We start from the raw sequence: 20,933 nt of genomic DNA, 5'->3' as shown, positions 1-20,933 counted from the left end.
GCAAGGGGCCTCGGCCCCTCTTTTCAATCCCTGCCGATGTCCACTTACAAGTTTGGGAGCGTCACGCAATGAAAACCAACAAGACCCTGCTCGCCTCGCTGTTCGCCCTGGGTTTGCTCGGTGCTGCCGGTAGCAGTCAGGCCGCAGGCTGGTGTGAATCCGGCAAGCCGGTGAAGTTCGCCGGGCTGAACTGGGAAAGCGGCATGCTGCTGACCGACGTGATGCAATTCGTACTCAAGCACGGCTACGGCTGCGAGACCGACAGCCTGCCCGGAAACTCCATCACCATGGAGAACGCCCTGGGCACCAATGACATTCAGGTGTTCGCCGAGGAGTGGGTGGGCCGCAGCGAGGTCTGGAACAAGGCCGAAGCCGCCGGCAAGGTGGTGGGGGTCGGTGCCCCGGTCGTGGGCGCAGAGGAGGGCTGGTACGTGCCGCGCTATGTGATCGAAGGCGATGCCAAGCGCAAGCTCGAAGCCAAGGCACCATACCTGCACAACGTCGCCGACCTGGCCAAGTATTCCAGCGTGTTCAAGGACCAGGAGGAGCCGAGCAAAGGCCGCTTCTACAACTGTCCGGCCGGTTGGACCTGTGAGCTGGACAACTCCAAGATGCTCAAGGAATACGGCCTGGAAAGCAGCTACACCAACTTCCGTCCCGGCACGGGCCCGGCACTGGATGCCGCAGTGCTGTCGAGCTACAAGCGCGGCGAGCCGATCCTCTTCTACTACTGGACGCCGACTCCATTGATGGGCCAGGTCGACCTGGTCAAGCTGCAGGAGAAAGCGGGCGTGAACAAATCCGTGACGATCAAGGTCGGCCTGTCCAAGGTGTTCCATGACCAAGCCCCCGAACTGGTGGCGGTGCTGGAGAAGGTCAATCTGCCGATCGATCTGCTCAACCAGAACCTGGCGCGCATGACCAAGGATCGGATCGAGTCGCCGGAACTGGCCAAGGCGTTTCTCAAGGAACATCCTGAAGTCTGGCAGTCCTGGGTCGGCGCGGATGCCGCCAAGAAGATCAACGCGGCGCTCTGAGCGTCCTCAGCTGATGAGTGGAACCTATGTTTCCTGACAACCTGACATTCTCCATCGCCGATTGGGTCAATGGCTGGGTCGACGCCCTGGTGACCAATTACGGGGATGTGTTCCGGCACATTTCCGACACCCTGCTCTGGGCAATCGTCAGCCTCGAAGGCTTGCTGCGCGCCACACCCTGGTGGCTGATGCTGGCGGTGGTGGCCGCCATCGCCTGGCACGCCACGCGGCGCATTCTGCCGACCCTGGTGATCGCCGGCCTGCTGTTCCTGGTCGGCGCTGTCGGCCTCTGGGACAAGCTGATGCAGACCTTGGCGCTGATGCTGGTGGCGACCTTGATCTCGGTGCTGGTGGGCATCCCGCTGGGGATTCTGTCTGCGCGCAGCAACCGCCTGCGCGCAGTGCTGATGCCGCTGCTGGATATCATGCAGACCATGCCAAGCTTCGTGTACCTGATTCCGGTGTTGATGCTGTTCGGCCTGGGCAAGGTGCCGGCTATCTTCGCCACCGTGATCTACGCCGCGCCGCCTCTGATCCGCCTGACCGACCTGGGCATTCGTCAGGTCGACGGCGAAGTGATGGAGGCCATCAACGCCTTCGGCGCCAACCGCTGGCAGCAGTTATTCGGCGTACAGTTGCCGCTGGCACTGCCAAGCATCATGGCCGGCATCAACCAGACCACCATGATGGCGCTGTCGATGGTGGTGATCGCCTCGATGATCGGTGCCCGTGGGCTGGGCGAGGACGTGCTGGTCGGGATCCAGACCCTCAACGTCGGCCGTGGCCTGGAAGCGGGCCTGGCTATCGTCATTCTCGCGGTGGTGATCGACCGCATTACCCAGGCCTATGGCCGGCCACGCCATGAGGTGAGCAAATGAACACGCAGGCGATCAACAAGATCGAGGTGAAGAATGTCTTCAAGATCTTCGGTGACCGCGCCGAGGAAGCGTTGCGGCTGATCCGCAACAAGCAGAGCAAGGACCAGGTGCTGGCGCAGACCGGTTGCGTGGTGGGGGTCAACGACCTGTCGCTGTCCATCGGCAGTGGCGAGATCTTCGTGATCATGGGCCTGTCCGGTTCCGGCAAATCCACTCTGGTGCGCCACTTCAATCGTCTGATCGACCCCACCAGCGGGCAGATCCTGGTCGATGGCGAGGACATTCTTCAGTACGACATGGAAGCCTTGCGCGAATTTCGTCGGCGCAAGATCAGCATGGTGTTCCAGAGCTTCGGCCTGTTGCCGCACCGTAATGTCCTGGACAACGTCGCCTATGGCCTGAAAGTGCGTGGCGAGAGCAAGCAACTGTGCGCCGAGCGTGCCCAGCAGTGGATCGAGACCGTAGGCCTGAAGGGCTACGAGAAGAAGTATCCGCACCAGCTGTCGGGGGGCATGCGCCAGCGTGTCGGCCTGGCCCGTGCCCTGGCAGCGGACACTGACATCATCCTCATGGACGAGGCGTTCAGCGCTCTGGACCCGCTGATTCGCGCCGAAATGCAGGATCAGTTGCTCGATCTGCAGAAGACCCTGCACAAGACCATCGTGTTCATCACCCATGACCTGGATGAAGCCGTGCGCATCGGCAACCGCATCGCCATTCTCAAGGATGGTCGCCTGATCCAGGTCGGTACGCCGCACCAGATTCTGCACAACCCCGCTGACGAATACGTTGATCGTTTCGTCCAGCGCCGGGCGGTTGCGGTATGAGAAGCGCCATGTCGCAAGGCGAAACCGTGGTCATCACTGGCGCCCCGGTGCGCTGGCAGGACATCGCCGCCGTCGCCCGCCATGGCGCTCGGCTTGAGCTGGCACCTGCGGTGTGGGCGCGCATCGACAATGCCGAGGCCATCGTGCGGCATATCGTCGAGAGCGGCGAGCGGGCCTATGGGGTCAACACCGGCCTCGGCGCGCTGTGCAACGTCTCGCTGCAAGGCGATCAGCTGAGCGCGCTGTCGCGCAACACCTTGCTCAGTCACGCCTGTGGTGTGGGGCCGGTGCTGCCCGATGAGCAGACCAGGGCGATCATCTGCGCCGCCATCGTCAACTACAGCCATGGCAAGTCCGGCCTGCAGCGGGGCGTGGTCGAGGCGCTGCTGGCGCTGCTCAACCATGGCATCACGCCCCAGGTGCCGTCCCAGGGTTCGGTGGGTTACCTGACCCACATGGCCCATGTCGGCGTGTGCCTGCTGGGTATCGGCAAGGTCAGCTATCGCGGGCAGGTCGTGGAAGCTGCCCAGGCCCTGGGCGCCGAGGGGCTGGCGCCTGTCCAGCTGGGTGCCAAGGATGGCCTGTGCCTGGTCAACGGCACGCCGTGCATGACCGGTTTGGCCAGCCTGGCGTTGGACGATGCCAGCCGCTTGCTGCAATGGGCTGATGTGATCGGGGCCATGAGCTTCGAGGCGTTGCGTGGACAGATCGCCGCCTTCGATCCGGAGATCATTGCACTCAAGCCGCATCCGGGCATGCAGGTGGTAGGTGCGAATCTGCGTGCCTTGCTCCAGGGCAGCGAGGTGATTGCCACCAGCAAAGGCATGCGCACCCAGGATGCCCTGAGCATTCGTTCGATTCCGCAGGTGCATGGCGCTGCCCGCGACCAGTTCGCCCATGCGGCACGGCAGATCGAGGCAGAACTCAATGGCGCCAACGACAACCCCTTGCTGCTGGGCACCCCGGAGGACTTCCGTGTGGTCTCCCAGGCCAATCCCCATGGTCAGTCGGTGGCCATGGCCGCAGACCTGCTGGCCATCGCCATGGCCGAGATCGGTTCGATCGCCGAGCGTCGTCTGGACCGCCTGGTGAACCCGCACGTCAGCGGGCTGCCGGCCTTCCTGGTCAGCGAGCCTGGCGTCAATTCGGGGATGATGATCGCCCAGTACGTCGCGGCCTCGCTGTGCGCGCAGAACCGTCAGCTGGCGCAACCGGCCGTGCTCGACAATTTCGTCACCTCGGGCTTGCAGGAAGACCACCTCAGCCTGGGCACCAATGCTGCGTTGAAACTGCATCAAGTGCTGGAAAACTGCACCCAGATCCTCGCCATCGAGTATCTGCTGGCAGCCCAGGCCTTCGAGTTCCTCAAGGAGCAATGCCTGGGCATCGGTACCGACGCTGCCTGGCGTCTGCTGCGCGAGCAGGTCCCAGCCTACCTGCAGGACCGTTGGCTGGCACCGGACATCGCCTGTGCCGCAGCCCTGCTCAAAGATCCCCGGTTGCCGCAGCCTGTGCTGTCGGCGCTGAACTGAACAACAACAAGGAGCCTGCACATGCAAGCTTTCAACCTGGTTCCCGGCAGCCTCACCTTGGCGCAATTGCGCCAAATCCATCACGCACCGGTTCGCCTGGCCCTGGACCCGAGCGCTGACGCAGGCATCGACGCCAGCGTCGCCTGCGTCGAGCGCATCATCGCCGAAGACCGCACGGCCTACGGCATCAACACCGGTTTCGGCCTGCTGGCCTCGACCCGTATCGCCAGCCATGACCTGGAGAACCTCCAGCGCTCGTTGGTGTTGTCCCACGCCGCCGGTATCGGCGCGCCGCTGGACGATGCCATGGTGCGGCTGATCATGGTGCTGAAGATCAACAGCCTGAGCCGGGGCTTTTCAGGTATTCGGCGCAAGGTCATCGATGCGCTGATCGCCTTGGTCAACGCCGAAGTCTACCCGCACATCCCGCTCAAGGGCTCGGTCGGCGCTTCCGGCGACCTCGCGCCGCTGGCGCACATGTCGCTGGTGCTGCTGGGCGAAGGCAAGGCGCGCTACCAAGGTGAATGGCTGCCGGCCAGCGAAGCCCTGGCCATTGCCGGTCTCGAGCCGCTGACGCTGGCTGCCAAGGAAGGCCTGGCACTGCTCAACGGAACTCAGGCTTCCACGGCCTATGCGTTGCGCGGCCTGTTCCAGGCCGAAGACCTGTTCGCGGCAGCCATCACCTGTGGCGGGCTGACCGTGGAAGCCGCGCTTGGCTCGCGGGCGCCGTTCGATGCCCGCATTCATGCTGCGCGCGGCCAACCTGGGCAGATCGATACCGCGGCCTGCTTCCGTGACCTGCTCGGCGAATCGACCGAAGTGTCGCGCTCGCACCAGAACTGCGGCAAGGTCCAGGATCCATACTCCCTGCGTTGTCAGCCTCAGGTCATGGGCGCCTGCCTGACCCAGTTGCGCCAGGCGGCGCAGGTGCTGGCGGTGGAGTCCAATGCCGTGTCCGACAACCCGCTGGTGTTCGCCGAGCAGGGCGATGTGATATCCGGCGGCAACTTCCACGCCGAGCCGGTGGCGATGGCCGCCGACAACATCGCCCTGGCCATCGCCGAGATCGGCGCGCTGAGCGAGCGCCGCATCTCGCTGATGATGGACAAGCACATGTCCCAGCTGCCGCCGTTCCTGGTGGAAAACGGTGGCGTCAACTCTGGGTTCATGATCGCCCAGGTCACCGCCGCCGCGCTGGCCAGCGAGAACAAGGCCCTGTCCCATCCACACAGCGTCGACAGCCTGCCGACCTCGGCCAATCAGGAAGACCATGTGTCCATGGCGCCAGCCGCTGGCAAGCGCCTGTGGGAAATGGCCGAGAACACCCGTGGCGTGCTGGCCATCGAATGGTTGGGCGCCTGCCAGGGCTTGGACCTGCGCGAGGGGTTGAAAACCTCGGCGAAGCTGGAGCAGGCGCGCCAGGTGCTGCGCCGCGAGGTGCCGCATTATGACCGCGACCGCTTCTTCTCGCCGGACATCGAAGTGGCCAGCGCCTTGTTGGCTGAAGGCAGGTTGACCGCGCTGTTGCCAGCCGGTGTGTTGCCCAGCCTCTGACAGGAGTACCCGCATGAGAACCCTTTGGCAGCATTGCCACGCGGCAACCATGGCCCAAGGCAGCTACTCGATCATCGAGGACGCGGCCATTGTCAGCAACGCCGGCCTGATCGAGTGGATCGGCCCGCGTGGCGAACTGCCGCCGCTGGAGATTGGCCGCACGATGGAGCTGAACGGCGCCTGGGTCACCCCGGGTCTGATCGACTGCCACACCCACGCCGTGTTCGGTGGCAACCGCAGCGGTGAGTTCGAGCAGCGTCTGCAAGGTGTGAGCTACGCCGAGATCGCCGCCCAGGGTGGCGGCATCGCCAGCACTGTGCGGGCCACCCGGGCGGCCAGCGAGGACGAACTGTTCGCCAGTGCCCGACAACGGGTCCAGGCCTTGATGCGGGATGGCATGACCACCATCGAGATCAAGTCCGGTTACGGTCTGGATCTGGCCAACGAGCGCAAGATGCTGCGTGTGATCCGGCGTCTGGCCGACGAGTTGCCGCTGGCGGTGCGCGCCACCTGCCTGGCCGCCCACGCCCTGCCACCGGAGTACGCCGGCAGGGCCGACGACTACATCGCCCACATCTGCGACGAGATGCTTCCTGCGCTGGTAGGCGAAGGGTTGGTGGATGCGGTGGACGCCTTCTGCGAGCACCTGGCGTTCTCGCCGGCGCAAGTCGAGAAGGTCTTCATCAAAGCGCGCGAACTGGGCGTACCGGTCAAATTGCATGCTGAGCAGTTGTCGTCACTGCACGGTTCGAGCCTGGCTGCACGCTATCAGGCATTGTCGGCAGATCACCTGGAATTCATGACCGAAGACGATGCCCGCGCCATGGCCCAGGCCGGCACCGTGGCGGTGCTGCTGCCAGGCGCCTTCTACTTCCTGCGTGAAACCCAACTGCCGCCGCTCGATGCCTTGCGCCGCCACGGCGTGAAGATCGCCCTGGCCAGCGACCTCAACCCAGGCACCTCGCCAGGGCTGTCGTTGCGCCTGATGCTGAACCTGGGTTGCACGCTGTTTCGCCTGACCCCGGAAGAGGCCCTGGCCGGCGTCACCCTGCATGCCGCCGCGGCGCTGGGTCTGGGCGACAGCCATGGATCGCTGGAGGTCGGCAAGGTGGCCGACTTCGTCGCCTGGCACATCGAACGCCCTGCCGACCTGGCCTACTGGCTCGGCGGCGACCTGCCCAAGCGCGTGGTGCGCAAGGGCCATGAAATCTCCAATTGAGCGAGGCCAGGATGGATAACGTACTGCATTACCACAAAGGCCGGTTGCCGCTGCTGATCAGCATGCCCCACGCAGGCCTGAACCTCACGCCCGCCGTGCGCGACGGTCTGGTCGATCAGGCGCGTAGCTTGCCCGACACCGATTGGCACATCCCGCAGCTGTACGATTTCGCCCGCGAGATGGGCGCCAGCGTGGTCGCGGCCGAGTACTCGCGGTTCGTCATCGACCTCAATCGTCCGGATGACGACACGCCGCTTTACACCGGTGCCACCACAGGCTTGTATCCGGCCACGCTGTTCGATGGCGAGCCTCTGTTCAAGGCGGGCCAAGCTCCCAGCGCTGGCGAGCGCGACACCTACCTTGAGCGAATCTGGCGGCCTTACCACGCAGCCATTGCCCAGGAACTGGCACGCCTGCGCGACACCTTTGGCTATGCACTGCTGTGGGACGCCCATTCGATTCGCTCGCAGGTCCCACGCCTGTTCGACGGCAAGCTACCGGACTTCAATCTCGGCACATTCGATGGTGCCAGCTGCGACGCCGACCTGGCCGCGCGGCTCGAGGATGCCTGCCGCCAAGCCCAAGGCTACAGCCACGTGCTCAATGGTCGTTTCAAAGGTGGCTACATCACCCGGCACTACGGCGACCCGGCCAAGGACATCCATGCGGTGCAGTTGGAGCTGGCGCAAAGCACCTACATGGATGAAGTGGAGCCGTTCACCTACCGCGACGACCTGGCACGACCTACCCAGGCCGTCTTGCGGCGGTTGTTGGAGACTGCGCTGCACTGGGGCAGCGCACGTTACGGCGGTTGATTCACAGCGCCTCGCGCTCTGGGTTGGCGAGAATGGTCAGTTCGCGAATCAGCTCGTTCTCCCTGGACGCTTTGTCATTTTCCAGCGCTTTGTACTCGGCGCCCAGGTGCTCGATAGGAGTACCAGGAAAAGCATCCGGCAATGCCAGCACCCGGGCCTGGTAGTCCTGCTCGATGGCCTCGAAGCGGTCGGCGTGCTGGTGGCGCAGGTAGCGTCTCCATCCTTCCTGCTGGATTGCGAACAGGAGGAAGGGCTCGCCATGCTCCGCTCGTTGAATCTCCGTCCTGGCAGCCAGCACTTCCGGCTGCTTCAGGTCGGCGCAGGATGCGAAACTCATTTCATCTGGAGGCAGACCCAGCGCGAGGTCTTCATTCAGATTGAGCCTGAAGGCCAGGCGTACCTCGGCTTCGTCCCGGCCAGCAGCCTTGCTGATCGCGTATTCATCCAGTTCCTGCACGCGGAACAGGCGGCGTAGTTCGCGGTACATGCCCTCTGGTGTGTCGGAGGCAGTGTCGATTATACGCTGGTTGGCGATCAGCATCTCGATGCTCTGGAACAACAGCAGTATGCCGTCCTTGCACGTGGGATGGGGCTGCGACAACTGATCCTCGGCGATCAGGTTGAACAGATAGCGTTGCTGCGCGTTGTTCAGCGCGATGGCCAGTACCCGGCGTACACGTCGGCACAGTTCGGTGCGCAGAAGGGGATTCGTATAGACCCCCGTCTGCCTGAGGCGACCGATCAGCTCCAGGAGATAGGGTGCTTGCCCGTTTTCTTCGAGCCCCTCCCAAGCGCTCTGCAGCCCGTTGTTTTCGTCCACGGAAGCGTGCAACCAGTCCGCGGCACTGGGCTCGCCCTCGACAGCGACGGGGACGGGTATGTGCAGATGACCCTGTTCGATCTCTTCGTTCGACCAATACAGCTCTTGTATGTCATGCGGCAGATCCATGGCGAACGTGAAGCTGCGCTGGCTGTCCGAGGATCCGCGCGCGCGCGTGATGGTTTCGTTACTCAGTGGGTTGCCGTATAGCGCGATGGAGGAAATGGGGAATCTGCTTTCCAGGTTGCTCAGCACGAAAGGGGGCAGTTCCGTCAGCTCATTACCGCTGAGCTCCAGTACATCCAGTGGCAACAACTGGTTGACCCAGTCCGGCCATTCGCGCAGTGCCATATCGTTGAGATCGAGGCGGCGTAACGGCTGCAAGGCGGCGGGCGGAGTACCGACATTGCCCATCCGGTTGCCGGACAGATCCAGGGAGCGCAGGTGTTCCAAGCCGGCCAGGGTGGCGAGCAGTGCGTCGTTGATCTCCAGGTCCATGTTGCGCAGCCCCACGTCCATCAGGCCCGGGCGCTGCAGCAGCGCGGAGGTTAGATTCGAGTCGGCGTTCACCTGGCCATCGATGTTGAGTTCGGTGACGTTGGCAAATCGCTGGAGCAGGGCGGCAAGTTGCTCCGTGGTTCCGGTGACCTGGGACAGGGTCAGGCTGAGCACCCGCTCTTCGAGGAACGAAGGCAGGCGCATCGGGAAGTTGGCCAGGTCGACCTCTTCCAGGCGCAACGGTGCATGCTGTATCCCTTGCTCCTGATGGCGCCAGAAAGTATTGATGGCATCGCCGATCCTGTTGCGCTGCACAGTGATGGTGGCGTCCGGCGAGCTGCTGGAGCCGGAGGCGTTGGCCCAGTTGTCCAGGATGTCGTGAATGACTTGCCGTTGCTGGCGGTAGCGTGCCAGTCGTGCGTTGAGGATGTCGGACACATCCACATCGAACAGTGGGGCGCGACCATCTTCATTGAGCAGTATCCGTTGCAGGTGTTCGCCGATGATGTCGTTGCCTTGCAGCGAAATCGTGGGGTGACGTGCCAGGTCTAGCCGGTTTTCAAGCAGAAAAGCCGGCAACAACCTCAGCCCGTTCTCACGCATGGCCAGCTCGCCGATACGCTGCAAGGCATTGATGCCCAGTGCCTCTGGCCATTGGCCCAGGTCCATGCGATCCAGTATGAGGGTGTCCAGGGAGAGCCTGCTGAAGTCCGGTGGTGAGCTCAGACGCCAGCGATTGCCCGCCAAGTTCAAAGACCGCAGATGCGCCAGCCCGCGTAGACTGGCGATATCGAGGGCGCAAACCTCAATGTTCAGGTCCATCAGGGTCAAGCTTTCGAGCCGTGGCAAATGCTCGGCAATGACGGGTATCGCGAACACGAAGGCGTCGGGCTGTACCGGGCCATACATTTCCAAGGAACGCAGGTTGGGGAACTGCCGCAGAAAACGAGTGATATGCCGGCTTCGCTGCGTCCAACCGGGGACGAGATCCAGGAGGGGTTGTTGCAGCACTAGATGGCTGATGCTTTCCCTGAAAAACGCGGGTAGGTCGAGTGGAAAATGTGACAGCGAAAGGTTGTGTAGTCGCAGCACAGGCTCCCTGCGATTGAGCTCCGGCAACGCCCTTTCGTACCAGTGCTCCTGAAGTGCGTTGTGTAAGCGGTCGAAGTCGATTTGCGGTGGTTCGGGCATGGCGGACAGGTGTGCTCGCCAATCTTGCAGGTCGCTTTGCAGGGCGTCGCGCTGCACTAATATCTCACGCAAGCGGCTGCGTATATCGGAGCGGTTCAGACCCGCATTTTCCAGGGCAGTCAGTAATTGTTCCGCTGATCGGGACAAGGCCTGGTCCAGGCCGACCTGTTGGATCTGCGCGAGCAGGGCACGTCGAGTGATGTTTCCTCTCATGCCTCCCATGCCCCCTAACGGATAACCGAAGCGGCCATCGGCAAGCCGCAGGGGCGAGCGGTATCCAGGGTGAATCTCCCGCAGGCCCAGCACTTGCCTGAGGGCCGCGCGCGGCAGGGGTGGCGCTTGGCGTAGACGTTGGCGCAGGGCTTGCGGCGTGTCGATGTCCAGCGATTGGCGCTGGGCCGGGGTCAGCGTTTCGAACAATGCCTGGTGCAACGAAGGGTGCATCGACGCAGGGGCGGTGCCTGGTCCAGGCATCATCAGATAGCCGTTGCGAGTACTGATGATATGCCTGTGCACAGGGGCGTCGTTGGGGCCGATGGTATCGAGGTGCGATGGCCAGCTTTGACGCAGCTCGAGGCTCAGGGCCAGGTCCGCAGGCCATCCGGAAAGATGGGGCAGGCTATGCAGGATCAGGCGATCGCTGTCGTCGTTGCGCGGGCAATCGAGGTAGAGTCCTTCGTAGGCGCGGGCGAGACGCACCTGTTGCTGATAGCCCCGAACCTCATGGGCGACCTGCAGGGGTATCTGTCCATCGGCCAGGGCCTGCCGCTCGGCGCTGGACGCATCGCGCACGAGCGCCTCGACCACGCTGGTCGGCAGACGTGGGTAGCGGCTGTGCAGGGTTCTGGCTTCGGGCATGGACGGCTGGGGCGATTGGGCGTACTGGTCGGCGAAGGCCTCGTGCAGTTGCTGGGGTGTCGCGTCTGGCTGGGTCTCGCGGATCTGACGATCCAGATCGAAACGGGTCAGGCTGTCCTCCATCAGCGCAGGCAGTCTCTGATTTTCGCTCACGATGCGCCTGAGCGCGTCTTCGTGGATGTCGCTGACCTGCAGGATGTGTTGAGCTGTCGCCTCGTCGAATTGCCCGCTCAGCGGGCCGGCGCGGCGGAACAGGGTCATGCGCGTCCAGCTGCGGGGCTGGTCCAGTTCGTGCAGCCAGGCGCCGGCACCGTTGTGCTGCAGGGGCGGCTGGTAGCTCGACGGTTTGTGCGGATGGACCAGGTAGTGCACGCCTTTCTGCGCATCGGATCCCAGTTCGAAGAACCGGTCTTCCAAAGCCAGCCAGGTCTTGCCCTCGTGGTAGTACAAACCGAACTCATCGGGCTCCAGCCCTGCGGGCAGCACGATGTCATGTGCGAACGGCAGCAGGTCTGGTTTCCACAGCCGGGTACTGCCATCGGGCAAGGTGACGGTCTTGAGTTCTTCGATGAAGGAAGGCGTCTCCACTGGGATTCTTTCCACGGCGGGGATGCCGGGGCGGCTGCCAGCCGCCCCGAGGGCGGCGGTGAATGCCACATTCTCGATCACATCCAGCAGGTAGCCTACCGCCTGATCGCGTTCGCCGTCGGCCCAACTTTCCAGGCCCTCGAACAGTTCGTAGCTCAGTTGCGCCACGCTCAACCCCATCATCAGCTGGCCCAGACCGGGGATGAAGAAGGCGCCGAGGTTGATGGCGTTCATCGCCAACTGCGAGAAATAGGCCCAGCGCCTCGCCGCGCTTTTCTGGTCTTCGATCGCGGTGGGCACGGCATGGAACTGGGCATCGTCCCTGAGTTGTTGTCGTTTCCCTGCGACCAGTTCGTCGATCAGTGGCCGGTTGAACGCTTGCAGCGTGAGCGGCACCCACGCGTTCGGGTCCCGGGCTCGCTGCACCTCCCCTCCAAGATGACCTGGGAACATCTTGACGGTGTTCCAATCTGGGGGGTTCAGGCAATCGAGCAGCTTTTGCAGAAAATCGCTGCGCTCGGAGGCGCGAATCCGGGTCAGCAGGGTCGGTACATCCCAGGCCCAGAACTGCTCACGCACGTGGGTCTGCACGGCCTGGCCAGTGGCATGCACGGCCAATGGATCCGGGGCACCGGGCAGGTAGGTCAGCAGCACGTTCTTGAACGGCAAATGGATGGGGTCGTAGGACAGCAGCCTTTCGGCAAAGGGCACCAGGCCAATCATCAGGGCGCCCTCGATTCGAGAGCCGAAGGCTTCGATGAAGGCGCAGCGCAGCGGGCTGCCGAGGTACTCGCACTGTCCGTCGCGGGCGAGACTCGAGAGGGCCTCGCGAAGCGGGAGCTCGATTTTCTTGGCCAGGAACGCTCTGTCGACTTCCAGTAGAAAGGCGCAGCGCTCGGTGTCGCTGAAGGTTGCCCACACTTGATCGGCCGATTCGCCCTCATTGGCGGTGTAGAGTTTGTCGATCAGGCGCTGGTACTGGCCGTCGATGTCCAGCTCGCGGCACAGCGCTGCGAACTCGTGGGCGCTGATCGCCACCTCCTTGCCAAGCGGCCAGGGGCCTAGGAACTGGTTGCTGTCCAGTACGGCGGCCGGAAGACCCGCGCCGTTCTGTCCATTGGCTTGGGCTTCATACGCCTCGAAGTTCTGCATGGCGCAATGCAGCAGGGATTGGGTGGCCATCCTGAATGCCCGCATGGCGCCGAGGATCGGGTCACCCTGCATGTATTGCTGGTAGGTCACGGCTTTGCCAGTGTTGAACAGGTACGTCTTGTCGACATCCAGGTCCAGGCCGAAACGCGCCTTGATACCTGCCGTCAGTTGCGCTCTGGCGAATGACTCAAGCGTAGGGAGCGTGTCCAGTCGCGCCGTTACCTGCGACTCGTGGGTCCGGTAGCGGGCGTAGTCCTCGACCAGCGTGCGCGCGGCAAGTGGCGCTGTCTGGCATGCCTGTTCGAACCAGGGGATGGGTACTTTGCTGGCGGCGCGTAGTTCGCGGTGGGTGTCGGCGGACGCCTGTCGCATCCAGGGGGCGATCTTGCCCGCAATCAGCGTGGCAACGTTCTCGTGACCGGTAGGGGGGGTGTTTTCAGGGGGATTCATGATCAAGCCTCGTCAGTGAGGCAGGACATGCTAGGCAGGAGCGCAGGCGGGGTGCGTTAGCATGATAGTGCGACCCAGGCCGCCGTCCTTGAGACGGCCTGGGTCATGATCGGTCAAAGGGATAATTCGTTGGTCAACTCACGAATCACGGCATTGTCCTGTGCGGCCTTTCGACGCTCCAGTGCAGCATACTCTTCGGTCAGGTCTTCGACCGCCCGGTCCGGGAATCGCTCGGGAAGGGCAAGCACTTGCTGCCTGTACTCGTTCTCGATCTCTGCAAAACGGTCCTCGTAGGCGCTGCGCAGATAATCGACCCAGGTTGGATGGCGCGAGACGTAATCCAGAAACCCGTTTCCGTGTTCGCGCCGCTGGACTTCTGCCAGCACCAGGTTTCGCTCGTTGGCAGACACCGCTGCCGCACCCGCGTAGAGCATGCTCGATGGTGCCAGCGGCAGGTCGAGCGCTGCGGCCAGGAGCACGCGATAGGCCAGACGTACTTCGGCCAGGTCGCGCGCTCCCGGTTCTACAAGCCGTTGGCCGTTTCGCGTGATTCCCGCATGCGCGATGTTGTCCAGTGCCTCCGTACGGAAGGTCTGGCGCATCAGGCGCAGGAGCGCTGCACCGCGCTCCGGGCCGTCAAGTCCTTGCAGCGTTTGCTCGCTGAACAGCCGCAATTCGATCTGATTGAACTCCAGCATCGCACCGTCGGGGCAGGTCCGACCTTGCAGTCCGGCCTCTGCCATGCCATTGAATAGCTGAAGATCGGCAGGGTTTTGGGCTGCGTGCACGAGCACACGACCGACACGTTCGGCGAAACTGTTGCGTGTCTCGACGTTGTTGTACGGCGCCGTCTGCTCCATACGTCGCACAAGGTGCAGCAAGTTGTCGGCGCCCGCGTTGTTCTCGAGCTGCTGCCAGGCTTGACGGAGCGCTTCATTCTGCTCGGGAGTCGAAAGTAGCCAAGGTTCGACGGTGGGTCGTGGAAGCGGCTCAGGGCTCGGCTCAGGGCCCGACTCATGGCTGTGGTAGGGCGAGCTGTCACTGGAGTTCGCGGGCGAGAGCGCCTGAATGTCGTCCGGCAAATCCATGTTGAACCTGAAGCTTCGACTGAACCCTTCGCTGGTGTGAGCGCGGATCATGCTGTCGCGATCCAGCGGGTTGCCCAGCAGAGAAATCTCGCTCTGCATTTGCTCGCTGCGGGGGTTGTCGAGAATAGGCTCGGGCAGAGTGGTGATTTGGTTACCGTCCAGGTCCAGCAAGTTCAAGGGCAGTAATTCGTCTACCCATTCCGGCCACGCTTGCAGTTGGGTGTTCGTCAGATAAAGGCGGCGAAGTGAGTTGAGCGAGGGTGCCGCTTGGGTGATCGCGCCCAGTCGATTGCCTGACAGATCGAGCATCAGCAGCCCGTTGATGTCATTGAAGCTGTCCATCACCGGCTGGTCGATCAGCAACCCCTGGTCATGCAGCGTCAAGGCTTGCAGTCGCGGTATGTTGGAAAGGGCACGGGGCAGTCCGGCCATGGGCTGTACATGCCCTGAGAGCTGCAATTCGGTGAGGTTTTGGAAGGGCGTCAGGAAGCTGTTCAACTGCTCGGCGGTCGCGGCTACGCGAGTCAGCACCAGGCTTTCGACGCCCGCCGGGAAGAACGCCGGTAGTTGCGGTGGAAAGTCAGCCAGGCTCACATCGACCAGGTTCAGCGGCACGCGCTGTCCTGTCCTGGTGGTCCGCCAGTAATCGATGAGTACCCGGCCAAGTCGTGCACGGGTCGCGAGCGTTTCGGCATTCGGGATGGCGGCGGAGCTGGAGCTGTGAGTCCACTGAGTGATCGACACATCAAGTTCTCTCAATTGCTCGCGCAGGTAACCGATCCGGTTCCGAAGGGAGTCCGGCATGTCCACTGCGATACGGAAACGTGGCTGTGTTTCCAGGCCGATGCGCCAGATCTGGGCAGGCGGCAATCCGTTGCCGTGAAGCAGGATCCGCGTGGCGCGCTCACCCTGCGAGCCTTGCGAGAGCAGAAAATCAGGCAGTTCGCTGATACGGTTGTGACACAGTGAAAGCGTGTCGAGGCTTTCCAGGATCTCGGCGTCCAACCACTCAGGCCAGCGGTCGAGTGACGTGCCGTCGAGTGTCAGATTGCGTAGCGAGAGGTCTCGCATCGGGATGGACCAGGGCTCCATCAGATAATTGCCGCTGAGGTCCAGTGTATGCAAATGGGCGAGTGAACCCATCGCCAAGAAGTCTCGCTCGCTGGGATGCAGCTGCAGGTTCGTCAACCGCAGCTCTCGCAGTTCCGGCAGAAGTGGGATGGCCACGCTCAGGATCGAAGGGAAGGGCAAGGGGGCCGAAGCCGCCATCTGCGCCCGGGTAATCGTCAGGGACGTGACGCGGGGGAAGCGCCCCAGGAAGCCCTGAAAGGTCTCCAGGCCGGCCACGCTGAAGGGCACGATTCCGCCTGGGACATCCAAGGTCATATCGGTCAGCCGCAAGGCCCGGGTGCGCTCGTAGATGAAACCGGGGAGTTGTTCCGGGAAATCCACCAGATGGGCCTGACTCAACTCGAACGTCAGCTCACGCCCACCAATCTCCAATAGGCTGGTGCCATACCAATGACGCCAGATGGCGCCAGCGATATTTGCACGGCTATACATCCTGGCGGGCAGGTCGATCAGCGATGCCGACTGGTCCGCCCAGTTCGACAGCGCCAGTTCGAGGGTTTGACGCTCGCCCATCAGGTGCTGCAAGCGACCCAGAATTTGCGCACGGGTCATGCCAATGGCCTCAAGGCGCTCGAGGACGTTTTCGGCTGACAGCGTGTAATGATCTTCAATACCCAGCAGGCGGATCGAGTCGAGCAAGGTCTCGCGCAGGATATAGCCGGCAGTGGCTCCCCTGCCGCTGAGCAGGTAGCCGATCCTGCCATCGGCCAGGCGCATCGGGGGCACGAAGCCTGGTTGGCGGGCAGGAAGACCCAGCACTCGGCGCAGCGTCTGGCGAGGCAGCAAGGGAGCCTGCTGCACGTGGCGTTGCAGATCAGCGGCGGCATTGTCTGCGGAGAGTCCCAGGGCGGACACTTGCTCTTCTGGCAGGGCCCGGACGACGGCCTCGTAGAGTGTCTGCGCACCTTCTCCGTTGCCACCATCCAGCGGCTGCAGGCGATAACCGCCGGGCTCTCGGCTCAACACGCGGTTGATGGAGGCGTCGGTCGGGCCGATGCTGTCCAACAGCGGACCGGCGAACGTTTCGTCGTGGATCGCGATACGCAGTTGTTGCGGCCAGCCTGGCAAACGCTCCAGGGTGTGGAGGATCAGCTTGTCGGTATCGAGCGAGCTTACCGAACGCAAGAACAGGTTCTCGTACGCGCGGGTCAAGCGCACGTTGGGCAGATAGGCCTCGATTTCCGCTGTCAGGCGAGGCGGCATACGGCCTTGGTCAAGCGCTGCCCGCTCGGCGTCGCTCGCTTCGCGCAGCAGCTCTTGGCGGATGGGGGCTGGCAATCCCGGCCCTGCCTCGGCGATCAGCCGCTCGCGAGGGTTCTGCAGGGGTTGGGTGTCGCCGTACAGAACGTCGAACATGGCGCTTCTGGACGAAGCAGAGAAAGAGCTGATCGCCGTTCGTCGCGTGATCTGATCATCCAGACGGAAGCGCTGAAGGGTGTCTTCCAGTTGCCCCGGCAAGCGCTGGGACTCGCTGATGACTCGGCGCAGCACGGCCTCGTGGGTATCGGTGATGCGCAGGATGCGACTGGCGACTTCATCGCTGAAGTACACGTGGTGAGGTCCGCTGCGGCGGAACAGTCGCATGCCCTGCCACTGCGACGGTCGGTCCGTTTCCGCGATCCAGCTGCCTGCGCCATTATGGCGAATGGTCGGTTCGTAGCTGGAGGGGTTGGTGGGGTGCTCGATTTTGTAGACGTCGGACGTGTCGGTCGGTCGGAGCGATAAAGCCCGGTCTTCCAGAGTGAGATAGGTCTTGCCCTGATACTCGTAAACACCGAATTCGTTGGGTCGCAGGTTGCCAGGCAGAATGACGTCATGGCCGAACGGCCCGAGGTCAGGTTTCCATAGGCGAGGCTCGCCATCAGGCATGCTGATGCTATCGAGCTCTTCGATGAACGAAGGCATTTCGACCGGGGTATGTTCGATGGCTGGCATACCGCTCGCATGGCCGGCGACGCCCAACGCAGCGATGAGCGCGACGTTCTCGACGACGTCGAACAGGTAGCCGAGCGCCTCGTCGGTGTCCCCTTTGCTCCAGCTGTCGATGCCTTCGAACACTTCGTGAGCCAGGTCGAAGGCGGCGACCCCCATCATGATTTCGCCCAAGGCGGGGACGAAGAAGGCTGCTACGCTCAATGCCTGCATCGTCCTTTGCGCGAAGTACAACAGGCGTTCCTCGAACGCTTTTTTGTCCATGACGGCGGTTGGCACTGCGTGGAACGCTGCATCATCCTCCAGGCGTTTGATCTTCTGGGTGGCGAGATCGCTGGTCAGCCGCTTGAGCTGGGTACCCACGACTAGCGGCAGGCGTGCATTGGGATCGGGCGCGCGACGTCGGATCCCTTTATGGAAGAAGCCAGGATAAGGCGTCAGGCAGTCCTCGAGCTTGCTCAGGAACTTTTCCAGGTCGGCGGCTGGCACGAAGCGATGGAAGAACGTCAGGTAGCTGTCCTCGCGTAAACGCTCACGCAGTTCCGCGGTAAAAGCAGCGGTCGATTCGTACTGTTTCAGTGGGTATATCGGATCGTCGGGGATGAATATGACCACTGGGACAGTCGTCTTGGCGGCGTTTCGGTCCGGTCCGATGGCGACGATGCCGGTCAGCTCGATATCCCATAGCGAGAGGAAGTGGCAACCGACAGGTGCGCCGCGGTAACGCGGCTGGTCCATTTCGGACACCTGTAGCAGGGCCGTGTGCATATCGTCATCGACATGGCCTTTGAGCACTGCCAGGTGGGCATCGAGGCGCAGGTTCGCGCGTGCTGCAGCCTTCAGGCAGGTGGCCAGCGGGTCGTCGGTGGCGTTCTCGCCTGATGCCGCTGGCACGGGTGTGCGCAGGGCACTGATCAGTTTCTGGTATTCGCCCCCGAAGTCCAATTCGCGTGCGAGCGCGGCGAATTTTTCCGGCGGTATGTTCACCGTCTTGCCCTCGAAACCGACGAGTGAAAAGGCCCGAGTGTCGACCACCATCGACTTGAGCGTTTCACTTTCATCGAGCCCGCCGGATTTCGTCTCCGACGGCTCGAAGTTCTGCAAGGCGCTATGCAGCAAAGATTGCGTCGCTTGTTTGAGCAGCCTGCTGGTAGCCGAAAACTTGTCGACGCTGCGATCTGCCTGTGCGTAGGCCGCAAACTTCTTCGCATTGAGCAAATAGGTCTGTTGCACATCGACCGTGAGGCCGAAGCGCTCTTCGATGGCCTTGGTCAATCGCGGCATGGCGAAGGCCTCAACCTTGGGGAGGGTGCCGAGCAGCGCCTTGAGATTGGCTTCGGCTTCGATATGCGCGGCATGGTCTTTGCGCAACAGCCGGACAATGTCCGGTTTTTCCTGGCGCGCCTTCTCGAACCAGGGCAATGAGGTCGAGGCGGCTTTGCGCAAGGCCTGGTGGGTCTTTTTCGGCGCCGATTTCATCCAAACGGGGATTTTCCGCTCGATCAGTACATAAGGGGTGGGGGGAATGGAAAGGGACAAGGTAATGACTCCGCGATGAGGGGGAGCGAAGCGTGGAACAACCCTCGGTGCGTGACGCGTTAGATATGTCAAACCTTCGCAGGCATACGGTTTCGCTCGAGTGTTCGACAGAGCATGCTCAAACGGGCGATTCAGGTTTATGATGGCCAACGGCCGAATCAATCCCCACACGGAGTGCGCAATGCAGACCCTGTACCCGCAGATCAAACCCTACGCCCGGCATGATCTGGCCGTGGAAGCGCCGCATGTACTGTACGTCGATGAAAGCGGCTCGCCGGAAGGTCTGCCGGTGCTGTTCATCCATGGCGGCCCCGGCGCCGGTTGCGATGCCCAGAGCCGCTGCTATTTCGACCCCAATCTGTACCGCATCATCACCTTCGATCAACGCGGCTGTGGCCGCTCCACGCCCCATGCGAGCCTGGAGAACAACACCACCTGGCACCTGGTCGAGGACATGGAGCGCATTCGCCAGCACCTGGGGGTCGACAAGTGGGTGCTGTTCGGCGGCTCGTGGGGCTCGACCCTGGCACTAGCCTATGCCCAGAAACACCCCGAGCGGGTGCACGGGCTGATCCTGCGCGGCATTTTCCTGTGCCGCCCCCAGGAGATCGAATGGTTCTACCAGGCCGGTGCCAGTCGACTGTTCCCCGACTACTGGCAGGACTACATCGCACCGATTCCAGCCGAGGAGCGTGGCGAGCTGGTCAAGGCTTTCCACAAGCGTCTGACCGGCAACGACCAGATCGCCCAGATGCATGCAGCCAAGGCCTGGTCCACTTGGGAAGGGCGCACCGCGACCCTGCGCCCCAACCCGCTGGTGGTCGACCGCTTCTCCGAACCGGCGCGGGCCTTGTCGATCGCCCGCATCGAATGCCACTACTTCATGAACGACGCCTTCCTGGAGCCCGACCAGCTGATTCGCGACATGCCCAAGATCGCACACCTGCCGGCGGTCATCGTGCATGGTCGCTATGACGTGATCTGCCCGCTGGACAACGCCTGGGCGCTGCACCAGGCCTGGCCCAACAGTGAGCTCAAGGTCATCCGCGATGCCGGTCACGCGGCCTCCGAACCCGGCATCACCGACGCCCTGGTCCGGGCTGCCGACCAGATGGCTCGGCGCCTGCTCGATCTGCCCCTGGAAGAGGCATGAAGGGCCTGTTGCAGCGCGTGCGTGGCGCGCGGGTCGAGGTGGGCGGGGACATCGTCGGCGCGATCGATCAGGGCTTGTTGGTGTTGGTCGCGGTCGAGCCTGAAGATACCCGCGAGCATGCCGACAAACTGTTGCACAAGTTGCTCAACTACCGGGTGTTCAGCGACCCCCAGGGCAAGATGAACCTGTCTTTGAAGGACGTCTCGGGCGGTCTGCTGCTGGTGTCGCAGTTCACCCTGGCGGCAGATACCCGCAGTGGCATGCGACCGAGCTTCTCGACGGCGGCGCCTCCGGCGTTGGGAGCCGAGCTTTTCGACTATCTTTGCCAGCAGGCCCAGAGCCAGCATGCCGCTGTAGCCAGCGGGCGATTCGGTGCAGACATGCAGGTGCATTTGGTGAATGATGGCCCCGTAACATTTATGTTACAAATATGAGGTCAAAAACCCCTTGTTTGTCGGAAAACAAGGGGTTTTTTACGATAAATAGTTGTTCCAGCCTGATGCGTTGTAACGCGACCTGCTGGATAATCGCGCGCTGCGTGAGCCTGCGTCCGCAGGTTCGTTTCACACCGACTCGAGCATTGTCTGGATCCGTTTGGGGAATCATTACGCCCTCACGGGGTCCGAACAGTGCTCGCCAACCCGGCATTGGTAGCTGGCCGTTGGTTTCAT

General features: G+C 62.7%; 11 protein-coding genes. 9 read left to right on the top strand and 2 right to left on the bottom strand.

All coding sequences use genetic code 11. The features are described from left to right. The first annotated feature begins 68 nt into the window (after positions 1-68). From E2H86_RS03900 to hutG, 7 genes are read left to right on the top strand one after another with little or no spacing between them, the layout of a single operon-like run. Positions 69-1,037 (top strand): ABC transporter substrate-binding protein, encoded by a 969-nt coding sequence (locus E2H86_RS03900; protein ID WP_133324907.1) that lies wholly within the window; start codon positions 69-71, stop codon positions 1,035-1,037. Between the two features lie 26 nt (positions 1,038-1,063). Further along, positions 1,064-1,915 carry an ABC transporter permease gene (locus E2H86_RS03895; protein WP_133324900.1) on the top strand — a complete coding sequence of 284 codons (852 nt, stop codon included), beginning with the start codon at positions 1,064-1,066 and terminating at the stop codon, positions 1,913-1,915. Continuing rightward, positions 1,912-2,742, top strand: coding sequence for a quaternary amine ABC transporter ATP-binding protein (locus E2H86_RS03890; RefSeq protein WP_133324898.1), 831 nt, complete (start codon positions 1,912-1,914; stop codon positions 2,740-2,742). The genes E2H86_RS03895 and E2H86_RS03890 overlap by 4 nt, the downstream gene beginning before the upstream one ends. An 8-nt stretch (positions 2,743-2,750) precedes the next feature. Further along, positions 2,751-4,274, top strand: a complete 1,524-nt coding sequence (locus E2H86_RS03885; protein ID WP_133324896.1) for an HAL/PAL/TAL family ammonia-lyase — start codon at positions 2,751-2,753, stop codon at positions 4,272-4,274. A 21-nt stretch (positions 4,275-4,295) separates the two neighbouring features. Further along, positions 4,296-5,828, top strand: coding sequence for a histidine ammonia-lyase (gene hutH, locus E2H86_RS03880; RefSeq protein ID WP_133324894.1), 1,533 nt, complete (start codon positions 4,296-4,298; stop codon positions 5,826-5,828). Positions 5,829-5,841: 13 nt separating this feature from the next. Then, entirely contained in the window at positions 5,842-7,047 is a 1,206-nt protein-coding gene (gene hutI / locus E2H86_RS03875; RefSeq protein ID WP_133324892.1) for an imidazolonepropionase, read from the top strand. An 11-nt stretch (positions 7,048-7,058) separates the two neighbouring features. Continuing rightward, positions 7,059-7,862, top strand: coding sequence for an N-formylglutamate deformylase (gene hutG / locus E2H86_RS03870; RefSeq protein ID WP_133324890.1), 804 nt, complete (start codon positions 7,059-7,061; stop codon positions 7,860-7,862). Between the two features lies 1 nt (position 7,863). Here hutG and E2H86_RS03865 read toward each other — a convergent pair whose 3' ends face one another. Both E2H86_RS03865 and E2H86_RS03860 read right to left on the bottom strand, forming a co-directional pair. Then, on the bottom strand, positions 7,864-13,419 hold the full coding sequence (locus E2H86_RS03865; protein ID WP_133324888.1) for a dermonecrotic toxin domain-containing protein: 5,556 nt from the start codon (positions 13,417-13,419) through the stop codon (positions 7,864-7,866). Positions 13,420-13,532: 113 nt separating this feature from the next. Then, complete coding sequence (locus E2H86_RS03860) at positions 13,533-19,109, bottom strand: dermonecrotic toxin domain-containing protein (RefSeq protein WP_133324886.1); 5,577 nt, start codon at positions 19,107-19,109, stop codon at positions 13,533-13,535. 181 nt (positions 19,110-19,290) lie between these two features. On the opposite strand from E2H86_RS03860, the gene pip reads away from it, so the two are divergent. Together pip and dtd are read left to right on the top strand one after the other, a co-directional pair. After that, positions 19,291-20,262, top strand: coding sequence for a prolyl aminopeptidase (gene pip, locus E2H86_RS03855; protein WP_133324884.1), 972 nt, complete (start codon positions 19,291-19,293; stop codon positions 20,260-20,262). Next, the gene (gene dtd, locus E2H86_RS03850) at positions 20,259-20,696 is read left to right on the top strand and encodes a D-aminoacyl-tRNA deacylase (RefSeq protein ID WP_133324882.1); all 438 of its coding nucleotides are present in this window, start codon (positions 20,259-20,261) and stop codon (positions 20,694-20,696) included. The genes pip and dtd overlap by 4 nt, the downstream gene beginning before the upstream one ends. Positions 20,697-20,933 lie beyond the last annotated feature (237 nt).

The sequence above is a fragment of the Pseudomonas putida genome, from assembly GCF_004357765.1.
GTDB classification, from domain to species: domain Bacteria; phylum Pseudomonadota; class Gammaproteobacteria; order Pseudomonadales; family Pseudomonadaceae; genus Aquipseudomonas; species Aquipseudomonas putida_U.
The sequence above is the reverse complement of the archived record's forward strand: the minus strand, read 5'-3'. Positions and strand labels throughout refer to the sequence as shown.